Here is a 23,949-nt window from a genome sequence, read left to right as displayed (position 1 = left end):
CGATGATCGCAGCGTGTCAGCCGGCTGGGAAGGTCAATCCGACGTGGTCGGTGTCGCGAGGCGTTCGCGGAGGAAGGCGACCACGCGCTTGCGTGCTTCGAACGCCGGGTGACCGTCGTGCTCGCGGACCTCGCCGGTGAGGACCGAGTGCGCGGTCTTCGCGAAGCCGGCTGCGTTGCCGGGGGAGGAGTCGAGTTCGATGACCTCGAACGCGTCGCCGAGCTTGGCCGCGATGGTGGCGAAGCGCTCTCGCGGGACGGCCCGGTCCTCACTGAAGCGGAGGCCGAGTGCGCAGACCGAGCCCTGAGCCGCACGGGCTGCGACGGCGTCGAACTCGGCGGCGGACATCCCGGGGTCGATGCGGCGGGCACGGCTGACGGGGAACGGCGTGGACGGCTGGCTCATGACGGAGGCGAGGACGTGCTCGTCGACGGCCGCCGCGAGCGCGAAACCGCCGGTGAAGCACATACCGATGACGCCGACGCCAGGACCAGGCGTGCGGGCCGCAAGGTCGGCGGCCAGTGCCCGGACGTGGTCGGCGACGGGTCGGTGGGCACCGGTCGCGAACGCCTTGAACTCGGCGGAGACGCAGACCTTGCTGACGCTGGCGAGCGTGTAGCCGACGGTCCCATCGTGGCCAGGGGTTCCGAACGGCGATGGGATCGCGACGGTGAAGCCCTCCGCGACGAGATGCTCTGCCAGCCCGAGGACCTCGGGCGTGAGTCCGGGCAGCTCGGGGATGAGGACGACGCCCGGCCCGGACCCCTTCTCGAAGCGGTCGTGCGTGACGCCGCCGCCGGTGAACGGGGTCCGCACCCAGCCGGTGAGGTCTGCGCGCGGAGCGGTGTCGGTGGTCGCATCGTCGGTCATGGGGTGAGCGTAGTCCTGAGGCTGCTCTGCAAACGCAATTGAGGGTCGCGTGCGCTCATATGCGGGTTCGAAGCCATTGGATAGCGACGCCACGAACGGGGGATGTCGCCTTCGCGCCGTCGTCAGTACGATCGACGAATGCCCTACGAACCCGTAATTCCCGAAGGGCAACACCTTGGTTTTTCGAGAACGGAGGAGGGAGCCTACGTTGGCCATCTGTTCTCTGACGACGCAAACGAACTTATGGGTCACGCCGTCTGGCGCGAGGTTGAGGACGTCGAGTACGACGTCGAGTACGACGTCGACTCGTCGTACGCAGATCCCTGGCAGCCGGAGCCGCAGCGCGAGTTGACTCCGGAAGAGCGGGCTGCGGCAGAGGCGCTGGCGGCTGCGATCCTCATCGGTATCCTTGCGGCGGTCGAAGCAGCACGACCACACATCATGCGCTGGTGGACCGAGATGGTGGTTCCGAAGGCAAAGTCGGGCTGGAAGGCGATGCGGTCGGCTGCGGCTCGATCGCGCCTGACATCAAAGCGTCAATCGGTGAACGACCAGATGGAGTTTTCTCACGACGACGCCTCGCCCCCCGAGCCTCGTTCGAGCGTCGTCATCGTCGACCCTGCCTTCAGTATGAGCATTGGTGAATGGGAGAGCCGTTTCCGCGCGATGGTGAGTGCCGGACGTTTCAGAGACGAGCAGGCTCGAATCCTGTCCCGGGCGCGCATCGTCGCAGTCGGAGCGGAACTGGATAGCACGAAGGACTCGCAGGCGATGACCCCTCCGCAGTTCGCTAGCCGTGTCATGCGCATGATCGAGGCAAATCCTGCCCTCCTCAACGACGAAACTACTGCTGAGTTCGTGAGGGTCGTTTCGCGACAACAACCTGGGAGTTAGGTTCCGGCGAGGAGACGAAACCCGACCACCGCGCCGCCTGGGAAGCCACCTGTCGTTCACCTCCCGGTCACCGCAGCTCCTCCACCCGGCCACCCCGCGCCGATGGGATGGGACACGATCCCCGTCCCTTCGTGCCCTGGAGACCCATGCCCCGCCTCAACCGTGTGTTGACGATGACCGCCGCGTGCGCCATCGGTGCGACCGCCCTCATCGCGACGCCAGCCGCCGCCATCGCCGCCCCAGCGCCGGGGCTCCAGATCAACGAGGTCGAGTCCTCCGGGGGCGTCCCCGGCGACTGGATCGAGTTCACGAACACCGCGTCGACCGCGGTCACGCTCGACGGCTGGGTCGTGAAGGACAACAAGGACGACAGCAACTACGCGTTCCCGGCCGGCACCGTCGTCGACCCCGGTGCGTTCCTTGTCGTCGACGAGGACCAGCTCGGGTTCGGCCTCGGCAAGGAGGACTCGGTCCGCCTGTTCGACCCGACCGCCGCGATCGCCGACGAGTACTCGTGGACCGCACACGCTCCGGTCACCTACGGCGTCACCGCCGACCGCGCCGGCTGGGCCGAGACCACCGAGTCGACGAAGGGCGTCGCGAACGTCTTCACCGCACCCGAGGTTCCCGAGACCGACGGTGCGATCCGCATCAACGAGATCGACTCCCAGCCGTCCGACTGGGTCGAGTTCTTCAACCCCGGCACGACGGCCATCGACATCTCGCGCTACGAGATCCGCGACAACTCCGACGACCACCGCTGGCAGTTCCTGCCCGGCACATCGATCGCCCCCGGCGAGTTCCTCGTGGTCGACGAGGCGACGATCGGCCTGGTCGGCGGCACCGAGACGCAGGGCGCGTTCCGTGACCCGATCGGCATCGGCAGCGCCGACGAGATCCGCCTGTTCGACGCGACCGGCACCCTCATCGACCGCTCGGGAACGTGGAGCGGCCACGCGGCAATCGACGGTGACTTCATCGCCGCGACGCTCGCCCGCTGCCCCGACGGTGAAGGCGACTTCACGCTCGCACGTATCACCAAGGGTGCCGCGAACGACTGCGTCCTCCCGAACGTCGCGATCAACGAGGTCGAGTCGAACAACGACGCGACCGACTGGGTCGAGATCGTCAACCTCGAGGCGACCGCGCTGGACATCTCCGGCTGGACGCTCATGGACAACGACCCGGTGGGCCACGCCGCCGACACGACCCCGCTGCCCGCGGGCACGATCCTCGAGCCCGGCGCGTACTTCGTCTTCGACCAGAACGTGAACTTCGCGTTCGGGCTCGGCAACGGCGACACCACCACCGTGCGGAACGCCGCCGGCGCGACGGTCGCCGAGTACAGCTACTCGGCTCACGCGGACGGCGTCTTCGCGCGCTGCCCCGACGGCACCGGCGAGCTCGTCGACACGGCCGTCTCCACCAAGGGACTGCGGAACGCGTGCGGCAACCCGGTGCGTATCAACGAGGTCGAGTCCGATGGCGGATCGCCCGACGACTGGATCGAGCTCGTCAACCCAACGACCACGGCGCTCGACGTCTCCGGCATCGTCGTGAAGGATGACGACGACACCCACGCCTACGCCATCCCCACCGGCACGAGCATCGCGGCCGGCGGCTATCTCGTCATCGAGCGCGCAGCCCTCGGCTTCGGTCTCGGCGGCGGCGACACCGTCCGCCTCTTCGAGGGCGACGCCCTGCTCGACTCGACCACCTGGGGCGAGGGACACCCGGCGAACACCTGGGGACGCTGCCCCGACGCGACCGGCGCCTTCGCTGCGACGGCCGAGGCCACCAAGGGCACGGCCAACGTCTGCGCCGGTGAGATCCCGGTCGGTCCGTGGCCCGGTTCGCCCGACGTGACGGTGCTCGACACCACGCCGATGTTCCTCGAGGACAGCTCTGGACTCGACACCCAGGTCACCGCCGACGGCGCGTTCCTCTGGGCGGTCGACAACGGCACCGGCTCGTTCTGGAAGCTCGCGATCGCCGCAGACGGATCGGTCTCGTTCGTCGACGGTTGGGAGAACGGCAAGCGCGCCCGCTTCCAGAAGGACGCGTCGAACCCCTCCGCTGCCGGCCCCGACACCGAGGGCATCACCGTCGACGGCGCAGGTTCCGTCTACGTCGGTGTCGAGCGCGACAACAGTGTGAAGGGCACGACCCTCAACGCCGTGCTCAAGGTCGACCCGAACGCGCCCGGCCCCGACGTCGTCGCCTCCCAGGAGTGGGACCTCACGGCCCTGCTGCCGACGGTCGGCGCGAACCTCGGTGTCGAGGCCGTCGAGTGGGTGGCCGACGGCGACCTCGCCGGCAAGCTCTTCGACGACAACACGAAGGCGACGTACGACCCGGCGAACTACGCGGGCCACGGTGACGGACTGTTCTTCGTCGGCGTCGAGGACACCGGAGACGTCTACGCGTTCGCACTGAACGCCGACGGCTCGGCCACGCTGATCTCGACGATCGACCCGGGCCTCCCGGCGGTCATGGCGCTCGACTACGACACGACCCTCGGCGTGCTGTGGGCCGTGTGCGACGACGGCTGCGCGGGCACCGGTGCTCAGATCACGCTGAACGGGACCGAGCAGCCCGGGATCGCTCAGGTCGAGCGTCCGGCGGGACTGCCCAACCTCAACAACGAGGGCTTCGCGACCGCGCCGGCCTCCCTGTCGGTCGACGGTGAGCGTCCCGTGTACTGGTTCGCCGACGGCTACGCTTCCGAGGCCCTGCGTCTCGGGTCGCTGCCCGGAACGACCACGCCGCCCGTGACGCCGCCGACCGGTGGGGTCACGCCGCTGCCCGGGACGAGCCTCACCGAGGCCAACCGTGGTGTCATCACGCTGGCGGACACGGTGCGGCGGGGCGAGACCGTGACGGTCGGCCTCGAGGACCGCTTCGCCGCGACAGCGGTCGAGGTGTGGCTGTACTCGACGCCGGCGCGGATCGCCACCGGCACGACGAACGCCGCCGGTGACCTGCTGGCCACGATCCCGGCCGACGCGACGCTGGGCGACCACCGGGTCGCGGTCTACGCGGCGGACGGCTCGCTCATCGGTTGGACCGAGGTGCGGATCGTCGCGGCCGACGGGACGAGCGTCGACGGCGCGGCGTCGGGTGGGGCGCTCGCGACGACCGGGACGGAGCTGCCGTTCGGCACGATCGGTGCGGGAGTCCTGCTGGTCCTTCTCGGTGGAGTCCTCGTCGCGATGCGTGCGCGTCGCCGGGCGGCCTGATCGTCTGAACGTCCGACGGCCCCGGGAGCACACAGCTTCCGGGGCCGTTCGCGTCACCGGTCGGGCCTGGTGCCAGCGCGGTGCGCTGACGTGAGCGCGGGTCTGGCGCGTGGGCGCGGGTCTCCGGAGGGGTGCGCTCGCGCGGGTGGGGTGCGCTCAAGCCGGGAGATGCACACTCGCGCCGAGGGGGCACACTCACGCCAGCGCACCGCGCTGGCGAGTTCGGTACAGGTGTCAGCGCGGTGCGCTGGGAGTGAGCGCGGGCCCAGAGCGTGAGCGCGGGTCTCCGGAGGGGCGCGCTCGCGCGGGTGGGCCGTGCCCACGCCGGGTCGGGTGCATTCGCGTCAGCGCACCGCGCTGGAAGCAGACAGAGGACGGAGATCAGGACCGGGTGCGATGCTGGGGGGATGGACGAGCACGGGAGGGCCGAGGGTGGTGAGACCGTCGGTCGGGCGGCGGCCGAGATCGGGGTGAGTGTGCGGACGCTGCACCACTGGGACGAGATCGGCGTCGCGCAGCCGTCCGGAAGGAACCGGAGCGGCTACCGCTCGTACCTGCCCGTCGACATCGCCCGCCTCCGCCGCGTCGTGCTCCTCCGCGACCTCGGTGTCCCGCTCGCTCGCATCCCCACCCTCCTCAGCGCTCCGGCCGCCGAACGACGGGCGGAGCTCACACAGCGTCGACGCGAACTCGGCGACACCATCGAACGACTCGAAGCCGTAGCCCGGTCCGTCGACCGCCTGCTCGAAGCCGACGAGGTCGGCGTGCTCGTCCCCGAGGAGGAGCGTCAGGCGGTGTTCGGCGACGACTGGAACCCCACGATGGTTGAAACCGCCCGCGCCCGCTGGGGCGACTCCGCGCAGTGGGCCGAGTACGCCGAGCGGTCCGCGACCCGCACGTCGGACGACTGGCGTGCGCTGGTCGGACCCATGCGCGACCTGGTCGACGAACTCGCCGAGGCCAAGCGCGCCGGTGTCGTCGCCGGGAGCGAGACGGCGAACACCCTCGCCGAACGGCATCGCGTCGCCCTCGGCGAGTACTTCCACTGCACGCCGTCCATGCACGTGATCATCGGTCGTCTCGCGCTCACCGAGCCCGGCATGGCCGACACCTACGACCGGATCGAGCCCGGCCTCGCCGCGTGGCTCTCACAGGTCATCGACGCGAACGCCCGCGGCCACGGCGTGGACCCGGAGACCGCCGTCTGGGAGTGAGTCCGAACCGCCTCAGCCCAGCTCGCGGAGTGCCGCCTCGATGATCGTCGCGCTCGGGACGTACAGCGCTTCGGCGGCGGTCGACCCGGTCGCCGCCAGGTACGCGTCGACGAGACGGTTGCCCGCTGCATACCCGGCACCCATCGGCAGACCGACCGGCTCGCCCCCGTATCGCAACGCGGCCTCGTCACCGTGCACCCATGAGACGAAGTGCTGCATCCCTCCGACGTCGAGACCCTCGACGACCCGGTCGAACACCGCGTCGTCGTCGAGGTGCGCGACACCGATCGGCGTGTAGCCGGACGGCCCGTGCAGCTGCCGGGCGAACGCGTCCGCGAGCCCCTCCGACACCACCTGCTCGCCGACCACGACGGTCGCCGGATCCCACACCACCCCACCCGGCGCGTACCGCAGGTTGTGGTTGAGCTCGTGGACGGCCGCCGCCTCGAGGCGGGCGAGGTTCTCCTCCGTCGGCCAGAGGATGAGGGAGATGAACCCGGTCGCGCTGCCGTTACCGATGAACCCGCGGATCGACTCCATGAAGTAGGTGTCGTCCGGGTCGCCGAGGACGAGCAGGACGGTGATGTCGGGGACCACGAGGGTCGGCACCGCCGCCAGCTGGGTGGCGACCGCCGCGTCGAGCGCCCGTGAGATCCGTCCCCACGCGTCCGCCGCGACGAGCCGGCCGAGGGCGTCGCCGACCCGATCCCGACTCCGATCGATCGGGAATCCCGAGCCCATCGAGTGCATGGCGAGCAGGTCGACCTCGCCCGGGAAGTACCGGTACATGTCGGCGACGGGCTCGAGCATGGCGCGGAGTCGCGCGGGTCGTTCGGCCTCCGGCGCGTCGAGGACGGAACGCATGCCGGTGGCGGTGTCGAGGATCGTGATCGTCATGGTGACGACGCTAAAGCCTCACGCCGCGTGAGGGTCAAGCTTCCAAGTAGCCCATCCTCGCGCCAGCGCGGTGCGCTGACGCGAGTGTGGCCTGCCCGGCGTGGCCGCTGCACAACCGGCGTGGCCGCTGCGCAACCGGCGTGACCGCGCCCCGCGCGCGTGAGCGCGACCCTCCGGAGACCCGCGCTCGCGCGTCAGGCCCGCGGTCGCGTCAGCGCACCGCGTTGGCCCAAGGCGACGGCGGGTGGAGGAGCGGGCTACCGGGAGCGCAACACCTCGAGCGCCTGGGGCGAGAGCGGTGCACACTCGCGCCTAGTGGGGCGCGCTCACGCCAGCGCACCGCGCTGGCGGGTTCGGTACCGGTGTCAGCGCGGTGCGCTGGGAGTGAGCGCGGGCCCAGAGCGTGAGCGCGGGTCTCCGGAGGGGCGCGCTCGCGCGGGTGGGCCGCGCCCACGCCGGGTCGGGTGCATTCACGTCAGCGCACCGCGCTGGCACCAACCGGGTGGGGAGGTGTCAGCGTGCGGTCGCCCGCGCGCCGTCGCGGAGAGCCGGAGGGACGGCCTCACCGCGACGCTCGTCGCTGTAGACCATGAGCGTCGAGCCGATGAGCGCCAGCACGATCGCGATGGTGCCGAAGATGCTCGGCAGGGTCTGGTAGACGACGAGCGAGACGAGGATGGTGAGCACCGGCGCGAGCGCGTTGGTCGTCGGCGCCACGACGGCCGCCTTCCCGCGGCTGAGCGCCATCACGAGGAACAGCGCCCCGACCGCGTTCAACAGCTGCGTGCCCGCCGTCAGCACCGGCGCCTGCCACGGCGCGTCGAGCGGGAGCCCGCCCATCGCGATGATCGCGAACGGCGTGAGGATGAGGCCGCTGATCGCCATCCACGAGAAGGTCGTCGCATCGTTCACGCCCATCGTCGCGGCCTTGCGCATGAAGAACGCCTGGACGCCCCAGGCGATGCACACGAGGATCGCGATGATCAGCCACGGTCCTGACGCACCCTCAGCGGACCCGCTCGACACGCTGAAGAGCACGATCGCCGCGAGCGCCGCGACGAGCCCGACGACCGCGATCGCGTTCAGCCGCTCCCGCAGCAGGATGACGGCCATGATGACGGTGATCGCCGGGGAGATCGAGATGATCGGGAAGATCAGGTAGGCCGGGCCGGTCGACAGGGCGTTGAACAGCAGCAGCTGCCCGCCGGCGCCGGTGAGCCCGATCAAGAGTCCGTAGACGGCGGCTCGTGGTCGACGGTCGAAGGTCTGGCCGCGCAGCGCGAACACGGCGGGGATGATCATCACGACCGCCCAGATGACGTAGACCATCTCGTCCGGGTAACCGTACAGCGTGATGGGGAGCGAGGAGAACGCTCCCCAGACGCCCCAGAACAGCACCAACAGTCCGGCGTACAACATCCAACTCTGGGTCTTCTTCACGATGGTCTTCCTTGACTGCTGATTCGGGCAGGAGTGTGCACCCCGGGGTGCTGAGGTGGTGGTGATGGCGTCCGCGGATGCGGGCGGGGCCGAGCGTCAGCGGGAACCCAGGCGGTCCAGGGCCGTCGCGGCCAGTGGCGAGCCGTGCTGCTTCGCCGCGTACAGGGCGGCGCCGACCGCAGGACCGAACATCGGGACGCGGAGTTCGTACGCCGGTGGCAGCGTGTGGAGCGCCTGCTCGAACCCGACACGGATCGCGTCCGCCGTGAACATGCCGCCGGAATAGGACACCGGGACGACCTCGTCGTCCAGGAAGCCGAGCGCGACGCGGGTCGCCTCCACGATCTCGACCAGCTCCCCGCTCGCCTCCCGCAGGATGGTCGCCGACGCCTCGTCATCGTGGTCGGCGGCGTCGACGACCGTCTTGGAGAGGTCGGCGATCAGCGCACGCTGCCCCTTCCACTCGTTGACCACGACATCGATCACGTCGAGATCGCTCGAGATCCCGACCCGCGCCTTCATGAGGTCGTACAGCGGCCCGCGCGGCAGGCGGCCGTCGCTCATCCGCGTGAAGGCGTTCAAACCTCGAGCCGCGATCCAGTACGCCGACCCCTCGTCACCGAACAGCTCGCTCCAGCCGCCGACCCGGTGCCCGCGGCCACGGCGCTCGCCGTAGGTCATCGAACCGGTCCCGCTGATGACGTTGATGCCGTCGACGGCGCCGAGCGAGCCCGCCCAGCCGCACACCATGTCGTTGTCGCACGAGTACCGTCCGTGGCCGAGCACCTCGCCGGGGATCGCGTTCAGGCGGTCGAGGTCGGAACTGACCTCGCCGTATCCCGGCAGACCGAGGAACGCCTGATCGATGTCGGACGCCTCGACCCCCGCCCGCGACGTGACCGCCGCAACGCCCTCGGTGAGGATCCGACCGACGAGCTCGATGCCGTCGTCGAAGTAGTAACAGCTGGCCGTCTGTGCTTCAGCGACGACATGTCCGCCGTCGTCGAGGAGCACGAACGCGGTCTTCGAGCCGCCGCCGTCCACACCGAGGAAGAGTGACACGCCTACCGCTCCTCGGGTGCGGTGCCCGCAGCGCCTGCGGTCGCCGGGTGGATCCGGACCCCCTGCACGACGCGGTTCACCGTGCCGCTCGGGAACGGGTTGTCCGGGGTCGCACCGAGCTGCAGCGAGTAGGACAGGCCGAGCAGCTGCGCGACGAGCACGTAGCCGATCGCGAGCTGCGCGTCATCGAGGCCGGCGAGCTCGGGCAGCACCCAGTCGTACGCCGTCGCGTCGGCGACGGGCTCGGAGGAGATCGCGATCACGCGCTCCGGCGAGAGCGTCTCGCGCAGTTCGGCGACGATGTCGAGGTCGTACCGCCGCGTGTACGGATCGGACGACAGGTAGACGACGACGAGCGTGCTGTCGTCGACGACCGCCTTCGGTCCGTGACGGAACCCGAGCGCCGAGTCGTAGTAGGTGACGATCCGTCCGGCGGTCAGCTCGAGCAGCTTGAGCGCCGACTCCCGGGCCAGACCGGTGAGCGGGCCGCTGCCGATGTAGACGACACGTTCGCAACCCTCGTTGGCGAGCGCGCGGATGTCCACCTCGCGGTGGTCGAGGATCGTCGTCGCGCCGGCCGCGAGCGCCTGCACCGCGTCGTCGTCCGCGCCGCCGAGGATGAGGAGCACCGAGAGCAGCATCGAGCTGAAGCTCGACGTCATCGCGAAGCCCTCGTCGTTCGACCGCAGGGGCATGAGGACGGTGAGCGACGAGGCGCGGTCGTGGTGGCGTCGGTACAGCTCGCCGGTCTCGTCGCACGTGATCACCAGGTGGTGCACCTCGGCGAGTGACTGGTCGGCGAGTTCCGTGGCGGCCACGCTCTCGGGGCTGTTGCCGGAGCGGGCGAACGACACGAGGAGCAGCGGGACGTCCTCGGCGAACGACTCCTGCGGGTTGGAGACGATGTCGGTGGTCGCGACGGCGTCGATCCGGCGACGGAGCGTCCGGGTCAGGGCGGGTGCCGCGATCTCGCCGATGAAGGCAGAGGTCCCCGCCCCGGTCAGGACGATCCGCAGCTCGGGTCGGGCGAGGAGCGGTGCGAGGAACGCGTCGATCTCCTCGCGTCGGGCGGCGATCCCCGTCGACGCCTCGAGCCAGACGTCGGGCTGCTGGGTGATCTCGCGGACGGTGGCTTCCGAACCGACGATGGTGGTGATGGACACGGTTGCTCCTGGGGTGGGTCGAGGTGATGAGGGGACGTTGCGAGGTATCGGAGTTGGTTCAGCGTGTGACGTGCTCTCGCGGCGATGGAGGCGATCCTGCCACGCCGGGATCGGTGCCTACCCCTTGAGGCCGGAGAAGGTCATGGTCGCCACGAACTGCTTCTGAGCGAAGAGGAAGAACACGATCAGCGGGAGCGTGGCCACGACGTTGCCGGCCATGAGGAGCGCCCAGTCGGTGCGGCGCGCGCCCTGGAAGTTCGTGATGCCGAGCTGCAGCGTGAAGGCCTGGTCGTTGTTGATCGCGATGAGCGGCCAGACGAGGTCGTTCCACGAACCCAGCAGGGTGAAGATCGCGAGCGTCGCCAGCGCGGGCTTCGCGAGCGGCAGGATCACCCGGAAGAACACCTGCAGGCGGGTGCAGCCGTCGATGAGCGCGGCCTCCTCGAGCTCCGCCGGCAGCGACAGGAAGAACTGCCGCATGAGGAAGATGCCGAACGCCGACGCCAGCCACGGCACGATCGCCGCCCCGAGGCTGTCGATGAGCCCGATCCGGGAGAACAGGATGTAGGTCGGGATCATGAGCAGCTGCGTCGGGATCATGATCGTCGCGACGATCATGAGGAAGCCCATCGTCTTGCCGCGGAACTTCAGGCGCGCGAACCCGTAGCCGGCGAGCGAGCAGAGCACGAGGTGGGACAGGACCGCGACCGTCGACACGATGACCGTGTTGCCCAGCCAGAGCAGGATGTTCGACTCGGAGAAGAGCTTCGCGAACCCGTCGAAGGTGATGTGCGAGGGCAGGATGCGGGGCGGATAGGTGTTGATCTCCGACTCCGGCGTCACCGAGGTGATGAACATCTGCACGAACGGGATCGCGAAGATGATCGCGATCGGCGCGAGCACGAGGTGCCAGGGGCTGAAGCGGCGACGGGTGCGTCGTTCAGCGGGCGGGGCGGTCACGGACGGCTTGCCGGTGGCGGCGTCACCGCGCGGCGGGGTGGTCAGGACGGTCATCAGAATGCCTCCACGTTGGAGCGGCGGGAGTACAGGACGACACCGATCGTGGCGATGAGCGTCACCACGAAGAGCCCGTAGGCGACCGCGGAACCGTACCCGAACTGCAACTGCTTGAACGCCGCGTCCCAGAGGTAGAACACGATCGTCTGGGTGGCGCCGAGCGGGCCGCCCCTCGTGGTGGTGTACACGAGGTCGAACAGCTGGATCGCCTGGATGAACTGCCAGATGGCGACGAACACCGTGACCGGTCCGAGCTGCGGGAAGGTGATGCGCCAGAACGACTGCCAGGCGTTCGCGCCGTCGATCCGCGCCGCCTCGAGCAGCTCGGAGGGGATGTCCTGCAGGGCAGCCAGGTAGATGACGGTCGTGAACGCCGCCTGCCCCCAGAGCGACATGATCGTGATGACGACCATCGCCTGCCCCTGGTCCTCGAGCCAGCCCTGCGCCGGGAGTCCGAGGAACCGGAACACGGTGTTGAGGAGCCCGAACTGCGGGTTGAAGAGGTAGGTCGTGAGGATGCCGGTCGCGGCTGCTGAGGCGACGAAGGGGACGAAGATCGCCGTGCGGTAGACGCCGATGAAGCGGATCCGGCGGTTGAGGGCCACGGCGAGGAAGAGTCCGAGTCCGAGCGACGCCGGGACGAACAGGAGCGTGTAGACGACCGTGTGGACGACGGCCGCCTGCAGCTCGTCGTTGCCGATCATGCTGGCGTAGTTCTCCAGTCCGACCTGCTCCGGGTCGCTGAACCCGTCCCACTTCTGGAGTGACAGGAAGAACGCCCAGATCGCGGGGAAGATCGACAGGCCCAGCACGATGAGCATCGCCGGGGCGACGAAGCCCCACCCGGTGAGATTGTCGCGAAGTCGGTTCTTGCCTCGCCGAGACGGAGCCGCGAGACGTTCGGGTCGCTCCGGCTCCGTCCTGGGGGTCGTGTCGCGTCCTGTGACCGTGGACATCAGTCCTCCGTCAGGGCGTCGTCGGCGGCCTTCGCGGCATCCTCGAGTGCTTGCTTCGGGTCGCCCTGGCCCTGCAGCACCGAGGAGATCGCCTTGCCGATGGCCTCCGACAGGCCGACGTAGCCGGGCACGGTCGGGCGGGCCTGCTTCGCGTTCACGCCGTTCTCGGCCATCACGTCGAGGCCGGGTAGCTGAGCCACCTGCGCCTGGAACTCGGGGGTGTCGATCTCGCTCGACCGCAGCGGGAGGTTGCCGTAGGCGACGTTCCACTTGAGGTCCTGCTCCGAGTCGGTGAGCCACTTCGTGAACTCGTACGCCCAGTACTCGCGGTTCTTGTCCTTGTGGTCGAACAGCGCCCAGACGTCGGGCCCGGAGACGGTCTGGTGGTCGCCGTCGGTGCCGGGGAGGACGGTGACGCCGTACTTGGTGCCCTTCGTCTGCAGCGTCGACAGCTGCCACGGACCGGAGGTGATCATGCCGATGCGGTCGCTGGCGAACAGGTCGCCGAACTTCGTGTCGGTCTGGTCGAGGTAGACGCTCTTGTCGTCGACCGCCATGTCGCGGAGGAAGGTCAGTGCGTCGACGCCCGCATCCGAGGCGAACTCGGCCGTCTTGGCATCATCGGAGATGATCGACCCGCCGTTCTGCCACAGGTGCGGCCAGAACTGCCAGGTCGTCTCCTCGCTGCCCGACACCGAGTACGCGTAGCCGTAGGTGTTCGTCGACGGGTCGGTGAGCTGCTTCGACGCCTCGCGGAAGTCATCCCAGGTCCAGTCGGCCGTGGGGTAGTCGACGCCGGCCGCGTCGAACACGGTCGTGTTGTACAGGAGCGAGATGTTGTCGACCACGGCGGGGAAGCCGATCGTCTTCTCGCCGGTCGGCTGCACCGTCTTGCGGGCCGCCTCGGAGAACTCGTCCCACTTCACGTCTGGCTCCGCCACCTGGTCGGTGATGTCGAGGGTGCGGCCGGACGCCTCGAGCCGACTCGCCCAGGAACCGAAGGCGTACGAGACGTCGGGGTAGTTGCCACCCGCGAAGCTCGCGGAGAGCTTCTGCAGGAGGTCCTCCGTGGACGGCGCGCCCGAGGACACGTCGATGGTCACGTTGGGGTGCAGCTTCTCGAAGTCGTCGACGAGACCGGTGAGGATCTGCTGGGCCGCGTCGGCCTGCCCGGTCCAGAAGGTGAGCTTCACCTTCGCGTCCTTGTCGAGCGTCGTGGCACCGGACGATCCGCCGGCGCACCCGGAGAGCGCGAGCGCTCCGACGGCGAGGACGGCGGTCGCGGTGATGAGGCGACGTGCGCGGCGGGCGTGCGGGGAGTTGGAAGCGTGGATCGTGGAACGGGGTGGGAACATCGGTGGTCGTCTCCTGTGTCGATCGTTCGGGAACGGTGCGGGGCTGCGGTGCTTCGGGTCGGTCAGATGCGGTCGGCGGGGATGATCTCCCGCAGCGGCTCCGGCAGCAGCTCGCCGTGCGCGGCGACGAGGTCGTTGCACAGCTCCCAGATCTGCTCGGGCGTGAGGGTGGACGAGGCGTTCGGGTCCATGAGGACCGCCTGCCGGATGAGGGTCGGATCACCGGTGCGAGCGGCCTCGATCGTGAGTTCGGCGACCGAGACGTAGGGGCGGTTGAGCGCGGCGCATTGCACGGGCAGGGCGCCCATGGGCTGCGGGGCGATGCCGTTCCCGTCGACCTGGACGGGGACCTCGACGACGGCGCCCTGCGGCAGGTTGTCGATGAGGCCGCGGTTGACGACGTTCCCGTGGATGAGGCGCGGGGTGTCGGTCACGAGGGAGTGGATGAGCTGCGGGGCGTACTCGCTCGCCTCGTCTTCGAGGGTCAGCGGGGTCCCGGCCGCGAGGGCGGCCTTCGTCGCCTCGAACTCCGCGACGTTCTCCTCGCTGATGCCGAGGTACTCGAGCGGCTGGAGGCGGAAGCGCTCGACCTGCTCGGGGGAGCGGAGGAACCACGACAGGTACTCGGACGAGTGCTCGCTCGTCTCGGTGGGGTAGTAACCGATGCGGCGGAACATCTCGACGCGCACGCGGCGGCTGAGCTCCGGGTCCTCACGGATGCGGTCGCGCAGGGCCGGGTAGAGGTCGCGGCCCTCGTGGGTCCACTCGAGCAGCCACGACTGGTGGTTGACGCCGGCGGCGCGGTAGCTCGTGCCCTCGATCGGCACGCCGACGAGCTCGCAGAGGTCGTTCACCGTCCAGAACACGCTGTGGCAGAGGCCGATCGCGCTGATGTCGGGGGCGACGACCGACGCCCACCAGATGTTCATCGCCATCGGGTTGGTGTAGTTCAGCAGGTGGGCGTCGGGGCAGATCTCGCGCATGTCGGCGGTCAGGGCAGAGAGCAGCGGGAAGGTGCGGAGGGCGCGGAAGACGCCGCCGACGCCGGTGGTGTCGCCGATGGTCTGCAGGAGACCGCGCGCTGCCGGGATCTCGAGGTCGGAGACGGTCGCGCGGATGCCGCCGACCTGGACCATGTTGATCACGAAGTCCGCTCCGGCGAGGGCACGACGACGGTCGGACTCCGCCGAGATCGTCGCTCGGCCGTCGAGGCGTTCGTCGACGTGGCGGGCGGTGCCCTCGGCCACGGCGAGGCGTTCGGGGTCGATGTCGTGCAGGACGATCTCGAGGCCGGCGAGGTCGCGGTAGCGGAGGAGGTCGGCGATGAGTTGGCGGGTGAAGACGACGCTGCCCGCCCCGATGAAAGTCACTCGTGTCATGGAGTGATCATCGACTACAGTGATCGAACCGAGCAAGAACTTGATCGGAAATCGACTCAAATGCTCACTTTCGCTGAGCATCTGGTGCGGGATGCGGTGGGTGCGGCGGTCGAGCTCTGGCGAGTCGGTCGACGAAGCACCCGAGGACGGAGGCAGTGATGCGAGCACCCACAGCGGCGGAACTGTCTCGACACGCGCCGTCGGGCAAGCGCAGCCAGCGGATGCGCGACATCCTCGCACTGCTCGCCGTCGACGACGTCGTGGTCTCGATCGACGAGCTCACCGAGCGGCTCAAGGTCTCGGCGCCGACGATCCGGCGCGACCTGGCCGACCTCGACGACCTCGGACTCGTCCTCCGCACCCACGGTGGCGCTCGCGCGATCGAGGCACGCGACGAGGTGCCGGTCAGGTTCCGTGACACGCAGTTCCGCGAGGCGAAGCGGCGGATCGCGATGCGGGTGGCGGAGATGATCCCCGCGGGGCCGTACGCCATCGCCCTGAGCGGTGGCACGACGACCGCGGCGGTCGCGAAGGAGCTGTCGAACCGGTCGGAGCTGACGATCGTGACGAACTCGCTCACAACGGCGACCGAGATTGCCTCCCGGCCGAACCTGCAGGTGATCATGACCGGCGGGCTGGTGCGGTCGACGTCGTTCGAGGCGGTGGGGGCGCTCGCCGAGAACACCTTCAGTGCGATCAACGTGGGTACCGCGATCCTCGGGACCGACGGCATCAGTGCGCAGGGTGGTGCGACGACGCACGACGAACGTGAGGCTCGGACGAACCTGGCGATGGTGCGGCACGCGCAGCGGGTCATCGTGGTCGCCGACGGCTCGAAGGTCGGGTGGGTCACACTCGCGCGCATGGCCGACCTGGGGCAGATCCACGACCTCGTGACCGACTCCTCCGCCGACCCCGATGAGCTCGAGCGCCTCGCGGCCGCGGACATCGCGGTCCACGTCGTCGCCCTCTGACCGTTCCCTCCCTCCGCTGTGGCTGGTGCCAGCGCGGTGCGCTGACGTGAGCGCGGGTCTGCCGCGTGAGCGCGGATCTCCGGAGGGGCGCGCTCACGGTTGTGGGGTGCGCCCGCGCCGAGTGGCGCACACTCGCGTCAGCGCACCGCGCCGACCTCAATCCCACAGATGTCGCGGGCACAGGCGGCATTGTTCTAGTAGCATTGCAAACATGTTGTTCCGCGTCGATCCCACCTCCACGGTGTCGCTCGCCGAACAGATCGCGGTGCAGGTGCGCTCCGGTATCGCGACGGGCGCGCTGGCACCGGGCGAGCGCCTCCCGCCTGCCCGCGACCTCGCCCGAGCACTGCAGATCAACATGCACACGGTCCTCCGCGCCTACGGGGAGCTTCGCGACGACGGACTCATCGGCATGCGACAGGGCCGCGGCGCGTGGGTGAACGAGGACGCAGTCCCGGGCCTCGTCCGGGTCAACGAACTCGTCGCCCAACTCGTCACCGAGGCACGCAAGTTCGGGATCACCCCGAACGACCTCAGCCGGATGATCGAACGCACCTGACGATCGCCGACGCCACCGCACGACCACGTCGATCGGCGACACCGGCGATCAGACCACCTCAGCAGCTCAGGGGGAGCACATGCACGACACCACCACACCGCCACCGGCGGCATCAGCGCGCCGACGAATCGTCCTGGCCGGCCTCGCCATGGCCGTCCCGGCGATCGCGATCGCACTCACCCGGCTCGTCTGGGGCGATGCGATCCCGGCCGACGTCGCCTCGCACTGGTCGGGCACCGGGGCGCCGGACGACTCCATGCCCGCCGCGCGCGTCTTCCTCGTGACGTTCATCATCGCGTCCGTCGCCGCTATCGCAGCGGCCATCCTGCTCGCCCTCCCGCGGCCCGCCATGCGGACCAAGCGCATGATCATCCTCTTCATCGGTATCGCCGCCGGGTCGGCCGCCTCCGTCTGGGTCATCCCGACATGGCTCACGTTGCAGGCCGGCTCGGTCGACGGTGCCGTCCTCGGTTGGTGGGTCGTCCCCCTCGCCGCGTGCTCGCTCTGGGGCGTGATCCCCGCCATGATCCTGCCGGCTCAGCCGCTGCTCGCCGGGGCAGCCGCTCGGCCCGCGCCGATGGACCTCGGCGAGACCGAGGTCGGTGCCTGGAGTCGGAGCGTCACGGCCCTGCTGTTCCTCTGGCTCACCCTCGCACTCGTCGCGATCGGCGCCGTCGCCTACACGCCGATCCTGCTGCGCGGCGAGTCGGGCGTCGCGATGTTCGGTCTGTCGATCCTCGCCGTCGCGACCCTCCTGTGTGCTTCGTTCATTCGCCTCCGGATCAGCGTCGACTGGCGCGGCCTCCGCGTCGTCTCGCTCTTCGGCATCCCCATGAAGCGCATCCCCCTCGACCAGGTCGACGTCGTCGAGGCCACCGACATCCGCCCGATGGACTGGGGCGGCTGGGGCTACCGGATCATGCCCGGTCGCTCGGCCGTCGTGCTGCGCTCCGGGCCCGGACTCGTCGTCACGAGCACCTCCGGCAAGCAGTTCGCGATCACGATCGACGACCCTGAGGAACCCGCCGCACTCCTGCAGGCGCTCGTCGCCCGAGCCGGATCGCGCGCCTGACGTTGCACCGCGTGACGAAGCGGACGTCGAACCTGTCGTGAAGCCGTACGGTGAATCCATGAGCGAAGCGCCCCTGGCCACGGAGCCGACCACGACCGCACTGCCCTCGACCACGATCGGCACGGGTGACACCGCCGCGGAGGTCGGCGCCATCGGGTACGGTGCGATGTCCATCGCCGGTACCTACGGGGCGATCGCCGACGCCGAGGTCACCACCATCCTCGACGCCACCCTGGCGAGCGGCGTGAACCTCATCGACACCGCGAACGTCTACGGCGAGGGCAGGAGCGAGGAGCTCCTCGGCCGGTACCTGACCGGGCGCCGTGATGACGTCTTCCTCGCGTCCAAGGTCGGCATCGTCACCGGTGGCGGCATCGGCAAGCGAGGGATCCGCGGCGACCGTGCTCACCTCCACGAGCAGATCGACGGGACGCTCACCCGCCTCGGCACGGACCACCTCGACCTCTACTACCAGCACCGCGTCGACCCGAACGTACCGATCGAGGAGACGGTGGGAGCGCTCGCCGAACTGGTCGCCGCCGGCAAGGTCCTCCGCATCGGTCTGTCCGAAGCGACGGGCGACGAACTCCGTCGTGCGCACGCCGTGCACCCGATCGCCGCGATCCAGTCGGAATGGAGCATCGTCAGCCGCGACATCGAGACCTACGTGGTCCCGACGGCGGCGGAGCTCGGCGTCACGGTCGTCGCGTTCTCACCGCTGTCGCGCGGGCTGTTCACCGAGGACTTCACGGCCGAGACGGTGCCGCTCGGTGGGACGCGAGCGAACTTCCCGCGCTTCCAGCCCGAGCACCTCGCGGCGAACCTCGAACTCGCGGCACGCTTCCGGAGCCTCGCCCGCCGCATCGGGACGACCGCGGAGGCGCTCGCGCTCGCCTGGGTGCACGACCGCGGGCAGCAGCTCGGCGCACGGGTCGTCTCGATCCCCGGCACCCGGAGCGTCGCGCACCTGCACGCGAACCTCGAGGCGTTCCAGGTGGAGCTGACGGACGAGATCCGGTCCGAGATCGACACCTACGCCGACCAAGTCAGCGGTGCGCGGGCCGCCGACCCGAACTGGGTGTCGGGCGGCCGCGAGGGGCTCATCTGATCGGGACCGAGCTCGAGCACGTTCTCGGTCACGCGGTCAGCAGCCGATGGCGGGTTTGCCGGGTCGGCAGGGTTTGTCGACGCCGATGGTGGAGTTGCGGACGATCTGGACCGTGTGGGGTTCTTCGGTCGGGATCGGCAGGGTTCCGATGACGGGGAGCCACCCGCTGTCGCCGATGCGGTACTCGGCGGCGTACTCGACGTCTACGGTGATGGTCTTGGTTCCGACCGTCGTGTAGCGGTGACTGGTCGGGGTCTTGGAGAACTCCGCGAGTCCGAGGGCGGCCCAGCTGGATCCACCGGTCCGGACGGTCGCATGCTCGCCGTCGCCGTAGTCGAAGGTGAAGCCGACGGGGATGAAGTGCACCTCCGCGACCTGACCGAGGAGCGTGCCGGTGCGGGTGTGTCCGGAAGCACCTGCGATGACGTTCGTGTGGAGCCCACGGACACCCCAGGCGGCGGGTTCGGTGGTGACGGTCGGGGCGGCGGGGGCGAAGCTGGCGACGTCGCGGATCGTGACGGGCTGCGCGGCGGGTGCTGCTCCGAGGTCGGTGCCGAGGTCGCCGGGCGTGAAGGTGTAGCACTCGTCAGGCCGCATGAGGCTGCAGACCGTCCGCTCACCGTTAGGACCGTCGGTCACCCCGGGTGGCAACTCGGCCGAACCGCCACCTCCCCCTCCGCCCGTCCCGCCGCCGGAACCACCGCCTCCACCCGAACCAGGCTGCTCGACACTGCCACCGATGTCGACGGAGCCGTTGCCGATACAAGCGCCGTTCATGTAGTCCACCTCGGTGCAGTTGTTTGCAGATGCCGACGTGACAGGAGTAGTGAGCGATACAACGGCGATCAGAGCGAGCACTAGAGCGCCTCTTCTGATCATGAGCAGATCTCGCTTTCCAGAACAGGCTTCTTCGTTGATATCTGCAGTTCCCCGTCCGTTGCGATGAGCTGAAGCTCCGTTGACCGGAGTTGATCTCGCTCTGGATTGACGACTGAGGTTCCGCTGGAGTCCAGAACATCGACGCCGGTGTAGTCGATGCACGCTTGCGCAATTGCGATCACGCCGACAGCGTCCGGCCGAGGCCACCACTGGACGAGCTCAACGCGTTGAAGGGTGGCTTCGCCGGTAGTCCTCCAGCTCTTCGCAGCCATATCTGCGAATCCTGCAGTCTCTGCATCTCTCAGTTCGGGCGCGAGAAGGTGGTCGAGCCGTTCTGGTTCCTGTCCGCCTTCGGCACCAATTGTGTTCACGACAGTGACAAAGGAACCGACGGTCTCCGTCACCGCGGCCAGGGCCTGTTCCTCGTTCTCGAAGACTGGCGGAGTGCTCTTCGGAGGGGGTGCCGGCGCGGCTTCAGTGCACGCGGTGAGCGCGAGGAGCCCTATCGCGACAGCGAGAGCGGGGGCGATTCGAGGCAGGGAGGTCGTTGACATTCCTCGACGCTACGGCCGGTCGAGGAGGCCCTTCGGGTTATCCACAGAGCAGATATGCCTACACCGACATATGTCGCGAATGAGGCCTTCGCGTCAGCGCGGTGCGCTGACGTGAGCGCACCCCGGGGACGTGAGCGCGGGTCTCCGGAGGGGCGCGCCCACGTCGGTGACCCGCGCTCGCTTCAGCGCACCGCGCTGGCGTCGGACCCAGGGTCAGGAGCGGCCGAGCCACCAGGCGGGGGAGGCGGCGATGACCGTGCGGGCCGCCGCGTCGATGTCGTCGAGGTCTCCGGATCGCAGCCACTCCTCGATCGCTGCGACCGTGCCGGCACCGGCGTAGGCCACCAGCATCCGAACGTGTCGCTCGGGCGTGATGCCGTCCTCGCGGGGTGGCGCGATGTGCGGGTGTCGGTCGAGGTGGTGCGCGAGCGCCTGCTCGATCCGTTCGGTGAGAGCATCGCGCAGGGGTCCGATGAGCCGGGGGTGCATGGCGTTGCGGTAGATCGTCGCGTGCTCGGCGACGTGACGCAGGAGGTCGCGCTCGGACTCGTCGAAGACGCTCAGCGTCGAGTCGCTGTGCGCCGGCAGATCGGCGTGCGCCCGGAGCGTCTCATCCAGTTCCTCGCCGAGCACGTCGGCGAGCAGGTGGACGGGCGTCGCGGCGTGACGGTAGAAGGTGTCGCGCGTGATACCCGCCACCCGGGACACTTCCGCCACGGTCACCTGATCGATGCGCTTCGCCGCCGCGAGGGTGTGGATCGCGTCGCGGAGGGCACTGCGGGTTCGTGCCTGACGAGGGTCCATGCGTTCACTCTAGTGAGGCCCGACTGGGCGGCTCGTGCCGCAAGTTGCACCCCAGACCGGAGAGTGCAATACTGCACTTCGTGATGCAGAGTGCAACTTCGTCGAATCGGCTGTCCGACCGGATGGCCGCCACCGCTGCGCGGCTGACGACCGTGTCGCGTCGGCTCACGGCCACCCACGGGCTCAACGGCTTCACGATCGAGGAACTCTGCGAGGAGGTCGGCGTCTCGCGTCGCACCTTCTTCAACTACTTCCCGAGCAAGGAGGACGCCGTCCTCGGCGTCGACGAGACCGAGGAGACCGAGCGGTTCGCCACCGAGTTCCTCGCCCTCGGCTCGCGGGGGTGGCGCGCCGTGCTCGACGACTTCATGCTCATCGCGGCCGGTCATGCGGAGCGATCCGGGTTCGGTCTGGCCGAGCACGTCGACTTCCACGCCGCCCTCGAGCGCGAACCCAAGCTGCTGGTCCGCTTCATGGGCCTCAACCGTGAGCGGGAGCAACTGCTCGTCGAGCTCATCGCCACGCGGGAAGGCGTCCCGGCAGACGACCCGCGTGCCCGCGCCTGCGCCGACCTCTTCGGGATGGCGATCAAGACCACGATGACGCGCGTCTTCGGCAGCGGCGTCGCCGACCTCGGCCAGAGCGGCGAGTTCGACATCGTCGGCTCCATCCGCGACTGCCTGGCGACCTATCGCACCATCCTCGAGCCCGACGATCCCGACGCCGGACCTCCCGCCGCCGCGCCCCAGAACCCCCACACGAACCCCACTCCCCGAAAGGACCTCCAGTGACCGCCGCCACCGCCGCACCCACCGAGGGCCCGATGCTGCTCACCAAGCGCCGCATCTGGATCATCTTCGCCGCCCTCATCGCGGGCATGCTGCTCTCCAGCCTCGACCAGACGATCGTCTCCACCGCCATGCCGACGATCGTCGGACAGCTGGGCGGCGTCGACCACCAGGTCTGGCTCACCACCGCCTACCTCCTGGCGACCACCATCGTCATGCCCGTGTACGGCAAGTTCGGCGACGTCCTCGGCCGTCGTCGGCTCTTCCTCGTCGCGATCGCCCTGTTCACGATCGCCTCCGTCGGCTGTGCGTTCGCGGGCGACTTCACGCAGCTCATCGTCTGGCGTGCCGTCCAGGGCCTCGGTGGCGGTGGCCTCATGATCCTGTCGCAGGCGATCATCGCCGACATCGTGCCCGCCTCCGAGCGCGGCAAGTACCTCGGCCCGCTCGGCGCGGTGTTCGGTCTCTCCGCCGTCGGTGGACCGCTTCTCGGTGGCTTCTTCGTCGACCACCTCACCTGGCAGTGGGCGTTCTACATCAACATCCCGGTCGGCATCGCGGCCTTCGCGATCGCGTTCTTCACGCTGAAGCTGCCGAACAAGAAGGCGACCGCGCCGATCGACCTCCTCGGCGTGATCTTCCTTTCGGCGTTCACCACCTGCCTCATCTTCTTCACCGACTTCGGTGGCGACGCCGCGCACGGTTGGGGTGCCATCGAGACGTGGATGTTCGGCATCGGCATGCTGCTCGCCGCGCTGCTCTTCGTCATCACCGAGGCTCGCGCCAAGGATCCGATCATCCCGCTGTCGCTGTTCAAGAACCCGACGTTCATCAACGCGACCGCGATCGGCCTCACGCTCGGCCTCGGCATGTTCTCGGCGATCGGCTTCGTGCCGACCTTCCTCCAGATGTCGTCCGGCACCTCGGCAGCCGCATCGGGCCTCCTCATGATCCCGATGATGGTCGGCCTCATCGGTACCTCGATCGTCTCGGGGAACCTGATCACCAGGACCGGTCGCTACCGGATGTTCCCGGTCATCGGCACGCTCATCACCGCCGCCTCCATGGTCGCGTTCACGACGCTCACGGCGGACACCCCGATCTGGCTGATCTGCGTCTTCCTGTTCTTCTTCGGCGCCGGTCTCGGCCTGATCATGCAGGTCGTCGTGCTCGTCGCCCAGAACTCAGTGGACGCGTCGATGGTCGGAACCGCGACCAGCACGAACAACTACTTCCGCGAGGTCGGTGCGTCGCTCGGTGTCGCCGTGTTCGGCACGATCTTCACCACGCGGCTCACCGCGAACCTCAAGGATGTCTTCGCGAGTTCGGGAGCCAGTGCTGGGGACGCCTCCAACGCGGCGGCGACGATCGACCCGCAGACGCTCAGCCAGCTCCCGCCAGGCATCCGCGACGGTGTGGTCACCGCCTACGCCGACGCTCTGGCTCCGGTGTTCTGGTACCTGTTGCCGTTCATCGGCGCGGCCTTCCTGCTGTCGTTGTTCCTCAAGCAGATCCCGCTGTCCGACGTCGCCGGGCTGGTCGCCCGCGGTGAGGCCGTCGGTGGAGACGAGGCCGAGTCGCTCGAGGCTGCAGCGCGCGGCAAGGTGCCTGCCTCGACCAGCGGGGCGCCCTCGCCCGACCGGGCCTCGGGCGGCGACGGCGTCGGGACGGACGCCGATCGCGAGCAGTCGCCGCGGTAGGCCTCAGCGCCACCTGACGCCGGCC

At 69.1% G+C, this 23,949-nt stretch carries 21 protein-coding genes; 9 read left to right on the top strand and 12 right to left on the bottom strand.

The window, feature by feature from the left end; all coding sequences use genetic code 11:
- Positions 1-33 precede the first annotated feature (33 nt).
- Entirely contained in the window at positions 34-870 is an 837-nt protein-coding gene (locus QRN44_RS00600) for a dienelactone hydrolase family protein (RefSeq protein WP_285038022.1), read from the bottom strand.
- Between the two features lie 138 nt (positions 871-1,008).
- Here QRN44_RS00600 and QRN44_RS00595 point away from each other — a divergent pair, with 138 nt between their 5' ends.
- The 3 genes from QRN44_RS00595 to QRN44_RS00585 all read left to right on the top strand — a co-directional run bounded on the left by QRN44_RS00595 (position 1,009) and on the right by QRN44_RS00585 (position 6,217).
- On the top strand, positions 1,009-1,764 hold the full coding sequence (locus QRN44_RS00595) for a hypothetical protein (protein ID WP_285038021.1): 756 nt from the start codon (positions 1,009-1,011) through the stop codon (positions 1,762-1,764).
- Positions 1,765-1,910: 146 nt separating this feature from the next.
- Positions 1,911-5,003 (top strand): lamin tail domain-containing protein, encoded by a 3,093-nt coding sequence (locus QRN44_RS00590; protein ID WP_285038020.1) that lies wholly within the window; start codon positions 1,911-1,913, stop codon positions 5,001-5,003.
- Positions 5,004-5,410: 407 nt separating this feature from the next.
- Entirely contained in the window at positions 5,411-6,217 is an 807-nt protein-coding gene (locus QRN44_RS00585; protein WP_285038019.1) for a MerR family transcriptional regulator, read from the top strand.
- A gap of 12 nt (positions 6,218-6,229) precedes the next feature.
- Here the strand turns inward: QRN44_RS00585 and QRN44_RS00580 are convergent, their stop codons facing one another.
- The 8 genes from QRN44_RS00580 to QRN44_RS00545 all read right to left on the bottom strand — a co-directional run bounded on the left by QRN44_RS00580 (position 6,230) and on the right by QRN44_RS00545 (position 15,486).
- Positions 6,230-7,114, bottom strand: a complete 885-nt coding sequence (locus QRN44_RS00580; protein ID WP_285038018.1) for a DUF2268 domain-containing putative Zn-dependent protease — start codon at positions 7,112-7,114, stop codon at positions 6,230-6,232.
- Positions 7,115-7,627: 513 nt separating this feature from the next.
- The gene (locus QRN44_RS00575) at positions 7,628-8,554 is read right to left on the bottom strand and encodes a DMT family transporter (RefSeq protein WP_285038017.1); all 927 of its coding nucleotides are present in this window, start codon (positions 8,552-8,554) and stop codon (positions 7,628-7,630) included.
- A 96-nt stretch (positions 8,555-8,650) separates the two neighbouring features.
- Positions 8,651-9,616 carry a BadF/BadG/BcrA/BcrD ATPase family protein gene (locus tag QRN44_RS00570; RefSeq protein ID WP_285038016.1) on the bottom strand — a complete coding sequence of 322 codons (966 nt, stop codon included), beginning with the start codon at positions 9,614-9,616 and terminating at the stop codon, positions 8,651-8,653.
- A gap of 2 nt (positions 9,617-9,618) precedes the next feature.
- Complete coding sequence (locus tag QRN44_RS00565; RefSeq protein WP_285038015.1) at positions 9,619-10,779, bottom strand: SIS domain-containing protein; 1,161 nt, start codon at positions 10,777-10,779, stop codon at positions 9,619-9,621.
- Between the two features lie 117 nt (positions 10,780-10,896).
- Positions 10,897-11,793, bottom strand: a complete 897-nt coding sequence (locus QRN44_RS00560; protein ID WP_079003358.1) for a carbohydrate ABC transporter permease — start codon at positions 11,791-11,793, stop codon at positions 10,897-10,899.
- Entirely contained in the window at positions 11,793-12,752 is a 960-nt protein-coding gene (locus QRN44_RS00555; protein WP_285038014.1) for a carbohydrate ABC transporter permease, read from the bottom strand. Before QRN44_RS00555 ends, QRN44_RS00560 begins: the two co-directional genes overlap by 1 nt.
- Positions 12,752-14,107, bottom strand: coding sequence for an ABC transporter substrate-binding protein (locus QRN44_RS00550; RefSeq protein WP_121292524.1), 1,356 nt, complete (start codon positions 14,105-14,107; stop codon positions 12,752-12,754). The genes QRN44_RS00555 and QRN44_RS00550 overlap by 1 nt, the downstream gene beginning before the upstream one ends.
- A 62-nt stretch (positions 14,108-14,169) precedes the next feature.
- Positions 14,170-15,486, bottom strand: a complete 1,317-nt coding sequence (locus QRN44_RS00545; RefSeq protein WP_285038013.1) for an alpha-glucosidase/alpha-galactosidase — start codon at positions 15,484-15,486, stop codon at positions 14,170-14,172.
- Between the two features lie 158 nt (positions 15,487-15,644).
- Between QRN44_RS00545 and QRN44_RS00540 the strand changes: the two genes are divergently transcribed.
- From QRN44_RS00540 to QRN44_RS00525, 4 genes are all read left to right on the top strand, one after another.
- On the top strand, positions 15,645-16,460 hold the full coding sequence (locus QRN44_RS00540) for a DeoR/GlpR family DNA-binding transcription regulator (protein WP_285038012.1): 816 nt from the start codon (positions 15,645-15,647) through the stop codon (positions 16,458-16,460).
- A 211-nt stretch (positions 16,461-16,671) separates the two neighbouring features.
- On the top strand, positions 16,672-17,019 hold the full coding sequence (locus QRN44_RS00535; RefSeq protein WP_285038011.1) for a GntR family transcriptional regulator: 348 nt from the start codon (positions 16,672-16,674) through the stop codon (positions 17,017-17,019).
- Between the two features lie 79 nt (positions 17,020-17,098).
- Entirely contained in the window at positions 17,099-18,091 is a 993-nt protein-coding gene (locus QRN44_RS00530; protein WP_285038010.1) for a hypothetical protein, read from the top strand.
- Between the two features lie 58 nt (positions 18,092-18,149).
- Positions 18,150-19,199: an aldo/keto reductase gene (locus QRN44_RS00525; protein WP_175117883.1), complete on the top strand. Its 1,050-nt coding sequence runs from the start codon at positions 18,150-18,152 to the stop codon at positions 19,197-19,199.
- 36 nt (positions 19,200-19,235) lie between these two features.
- Here QRN44_RS00525 and QRN44_RS00520 read toward each other — a convergent pair whose 3' ends face one another.
- The 3 genes from QRN44_RS00520 to QRN44_RS00510 all read right to left on the bottom strand — a co-directional run bounded on the left by QRN44_RS00520 (position 19,236) and on the right by QRN44_RS00510 (position 21,436).
- Positions 19,236-19,976: a hypothetical protein gene (locus QRN44_RS00520; RefSeq protein ID WP_285038009.1), complete on the bottom strand. Its 741-nt coding sequence runs from the start codon at positions 19,974-19,976 to the stop codon at positions 19,236-19,238.
- A gap of 98 nt (positions 19,977-20,074) precedes the next feature.
- Positions 20,075-20,632 carry a hypothetical protein gene (locus tag QRN44_RS00515; protein ID WP_285038008.1) on the bottom strand — a complete coding sequence of 186 codons (558 nt, stop codon included), beginning with the start codon at positions 20,630-20,632 and terminating at the stop codon, positions 20,075-20,077.
- Between the two features lie 213 nt (positions 20,633-20,845).
- Positions 20,846-21,436 carry a TetR/AcrR family transcriptional regulator gene (locus tag QRN44_RS00510; protein WP_079003343.1) on the bottom strand — a complete coding sequence of 197 codons (591 nt, stop codon included), beginning with the start codon at positions 21,434-21,436 and terminating at the stop codon, positions 20,846-20,848.
- Positions 21,437-21,519: 83 nt separating this feature from the next.
- Here QRN44_RS00510 and QRN44_RS00505 point away from each other — a divergent pair, with 83 nt between their 5' ends.
- Entirely contained in the window at positions 21,520-22,227 is a 708-nt protein-coding gene (locus QRN44_RS00505) for a TetR/AcrR family transcriptional regulator (protein WP_285038007.1), read from the top strand.
- A 32-nt stretch (positions 22,228-22,259) separates the two neighbouring features.
- Complete coding sequence (locus tag QRN44_RS00500) at positions 22,260-23,924, top strand: MDR family MFS transporter (RefSeq protein WP_285038164.1); 1,665 nt, start codon at positions 22,260-22,262, stop codon at positions 23,922-23,924.
- The last annotated feature ends 25 nt before the right edge of the window (positions 23,925-23,949 follow it).

It is taken from the genome of Plantibacter sp. lyk4-40-MEA-4 (genome assembly GCF_030209415.1).
GTDB lineage: Bacteria > Actinomycetota > Actinomycetes > Actinomycetales > Microbacteriaceae > Plantibacter > Plantibacter flavus_A.
This window is presented reverse-complemented; position numbering and strand designations above follow the sequence as displayed.

Excerpts from the sequence above, each read along its gene's own strand:
- QRN44_RS00600 (WP_285038022.1), bottom strand. The coding sequence starts at position 870 with ATGACCGACGATGCGACCACCGACACCGCTCCGCGCGCAGACCTCACC.
- QRN44_RS00595 (WP_285038021.1), top strand. The coding sequence starts at position 1,009 with ATGCCCTACGAACCCGTAATTCCCGAAGGGCAACACCTTGGTTTTTCG.
- QRN44_RS00590 (WP_285038020.1), top strand. The coding sequence starts at position 1,911 with ATGCCCCGCCTCAACCGTGTGTTGACGATGACCGCCGCGTGCGCCATC.
- QRN44_RS00585 (WP_285038019.1), top strand. The coding sequence starts at position 5,411 with ATGGACGAGCACGGGAGGGCCGAGGGTGGTGAGACCGTCGGTCGGGCG.
- QRN44_RS00580 (WP_285038018.1), bottom strand. The coding sequence starts at position 7,114 with ATGACGATCACGATCCTCGACACCGCCACCGGCATGCGTTCCGTCCTC.
- QRN44_RS00560 (WP_079003358.1), bottom strand. The coding sequence starts at position 11,793 with ATGACCGTCCTGACCACCCCGCCGCGCGGTGACGCCGCCACCGGCAAG.
- QRN44_RS00555 (WP_285038014.1), bottom strand. The coding sequence starts at position 12,752 with ATGTCCACGGTCACAGGACGCGACACGACCCCCAGGACGGAGCCGGAG.
- QRN44_RS00550 (WP_121292524.1), bottom strand. The coding sequence starts at position 14,107 with ATGTTCCCACCCCGTTCCACGATCCACGCTTCCAACTCCCCGCACGCC.
- QRN44_RS00545 (WP_285038013.1), bottom strand. The coding sequence starts at position 15,486 with ATGACACGAGTGACTTTCATCGGGGCGGGCAGCGTCGTCTTCACCCGC.
- QRN44_RS00540 (WP_285038012.1), top strand. The coding sequence starts at position 15,645 with ATGCGAGCACCCACAGCGGCGGAACTGTCTCGACACGCGCCGTCGGGC.
- QRN44_RS00535 (WP_285038011.1), top strand. The coding sequence starts at position 16,672 with ATGTTGTTCCGCGTCGATCCCACCTCCACGGTGTCGCTCGCCGAACAG.
- QRN44_RS00530 (WP_285038010.1), top strand. The coding sequence starts at position 17,099 with ATGCACGACACCACCACACCGCCACCGGCGGCATCAGCGCGCCGACGA.
- QRN44_RS00525 (WP_175117883.1), top strand. The coding sequence starts at position 18,150 with ATGAGCGAAGCGCCCCTGGCCACGGAGCCGACCACGACCGCACTGCCC.
- QRN44_RS00520 (WP_285038009.1), bottom strand. The coding sequence starts at position 19,976 with ATGAACGGCGCTTGTATCGGCAACGGCTCCGTCGACATCGGTGGCAGT.
- QRN44_RS00515 (WP_285038008.1), bottom strand. The coding sequence starts at position 20,632 with ATGTCAACGACCTCCCTGCCTCGAATCGCCCCCGCTCTCGCTGTCGCG.
- QRN44_RS00510 (WP_079003343.1), bottom strand. The coding sequence starts at position 21,436 with ATGGACCCTCGTCAGGCACGAACCCGCAGTGCCCTCCGCGACGCGATC.
- QRN44_RS00505 (WP_285038007.1), top strand. The coding sequence starts at position 21,520 with ATGCAGAGTGCAACTTCGTCGAATCGGCTGTCCGACCGGATGGCCGCC.
- QRN44_RS00500 (WP_285038164.1), top strand. The coding sequence starts at position 22,260 with ATGCTGCTCACCAAGCGCCGCATCTGGATCATCTTCGCCGCCCTCATC.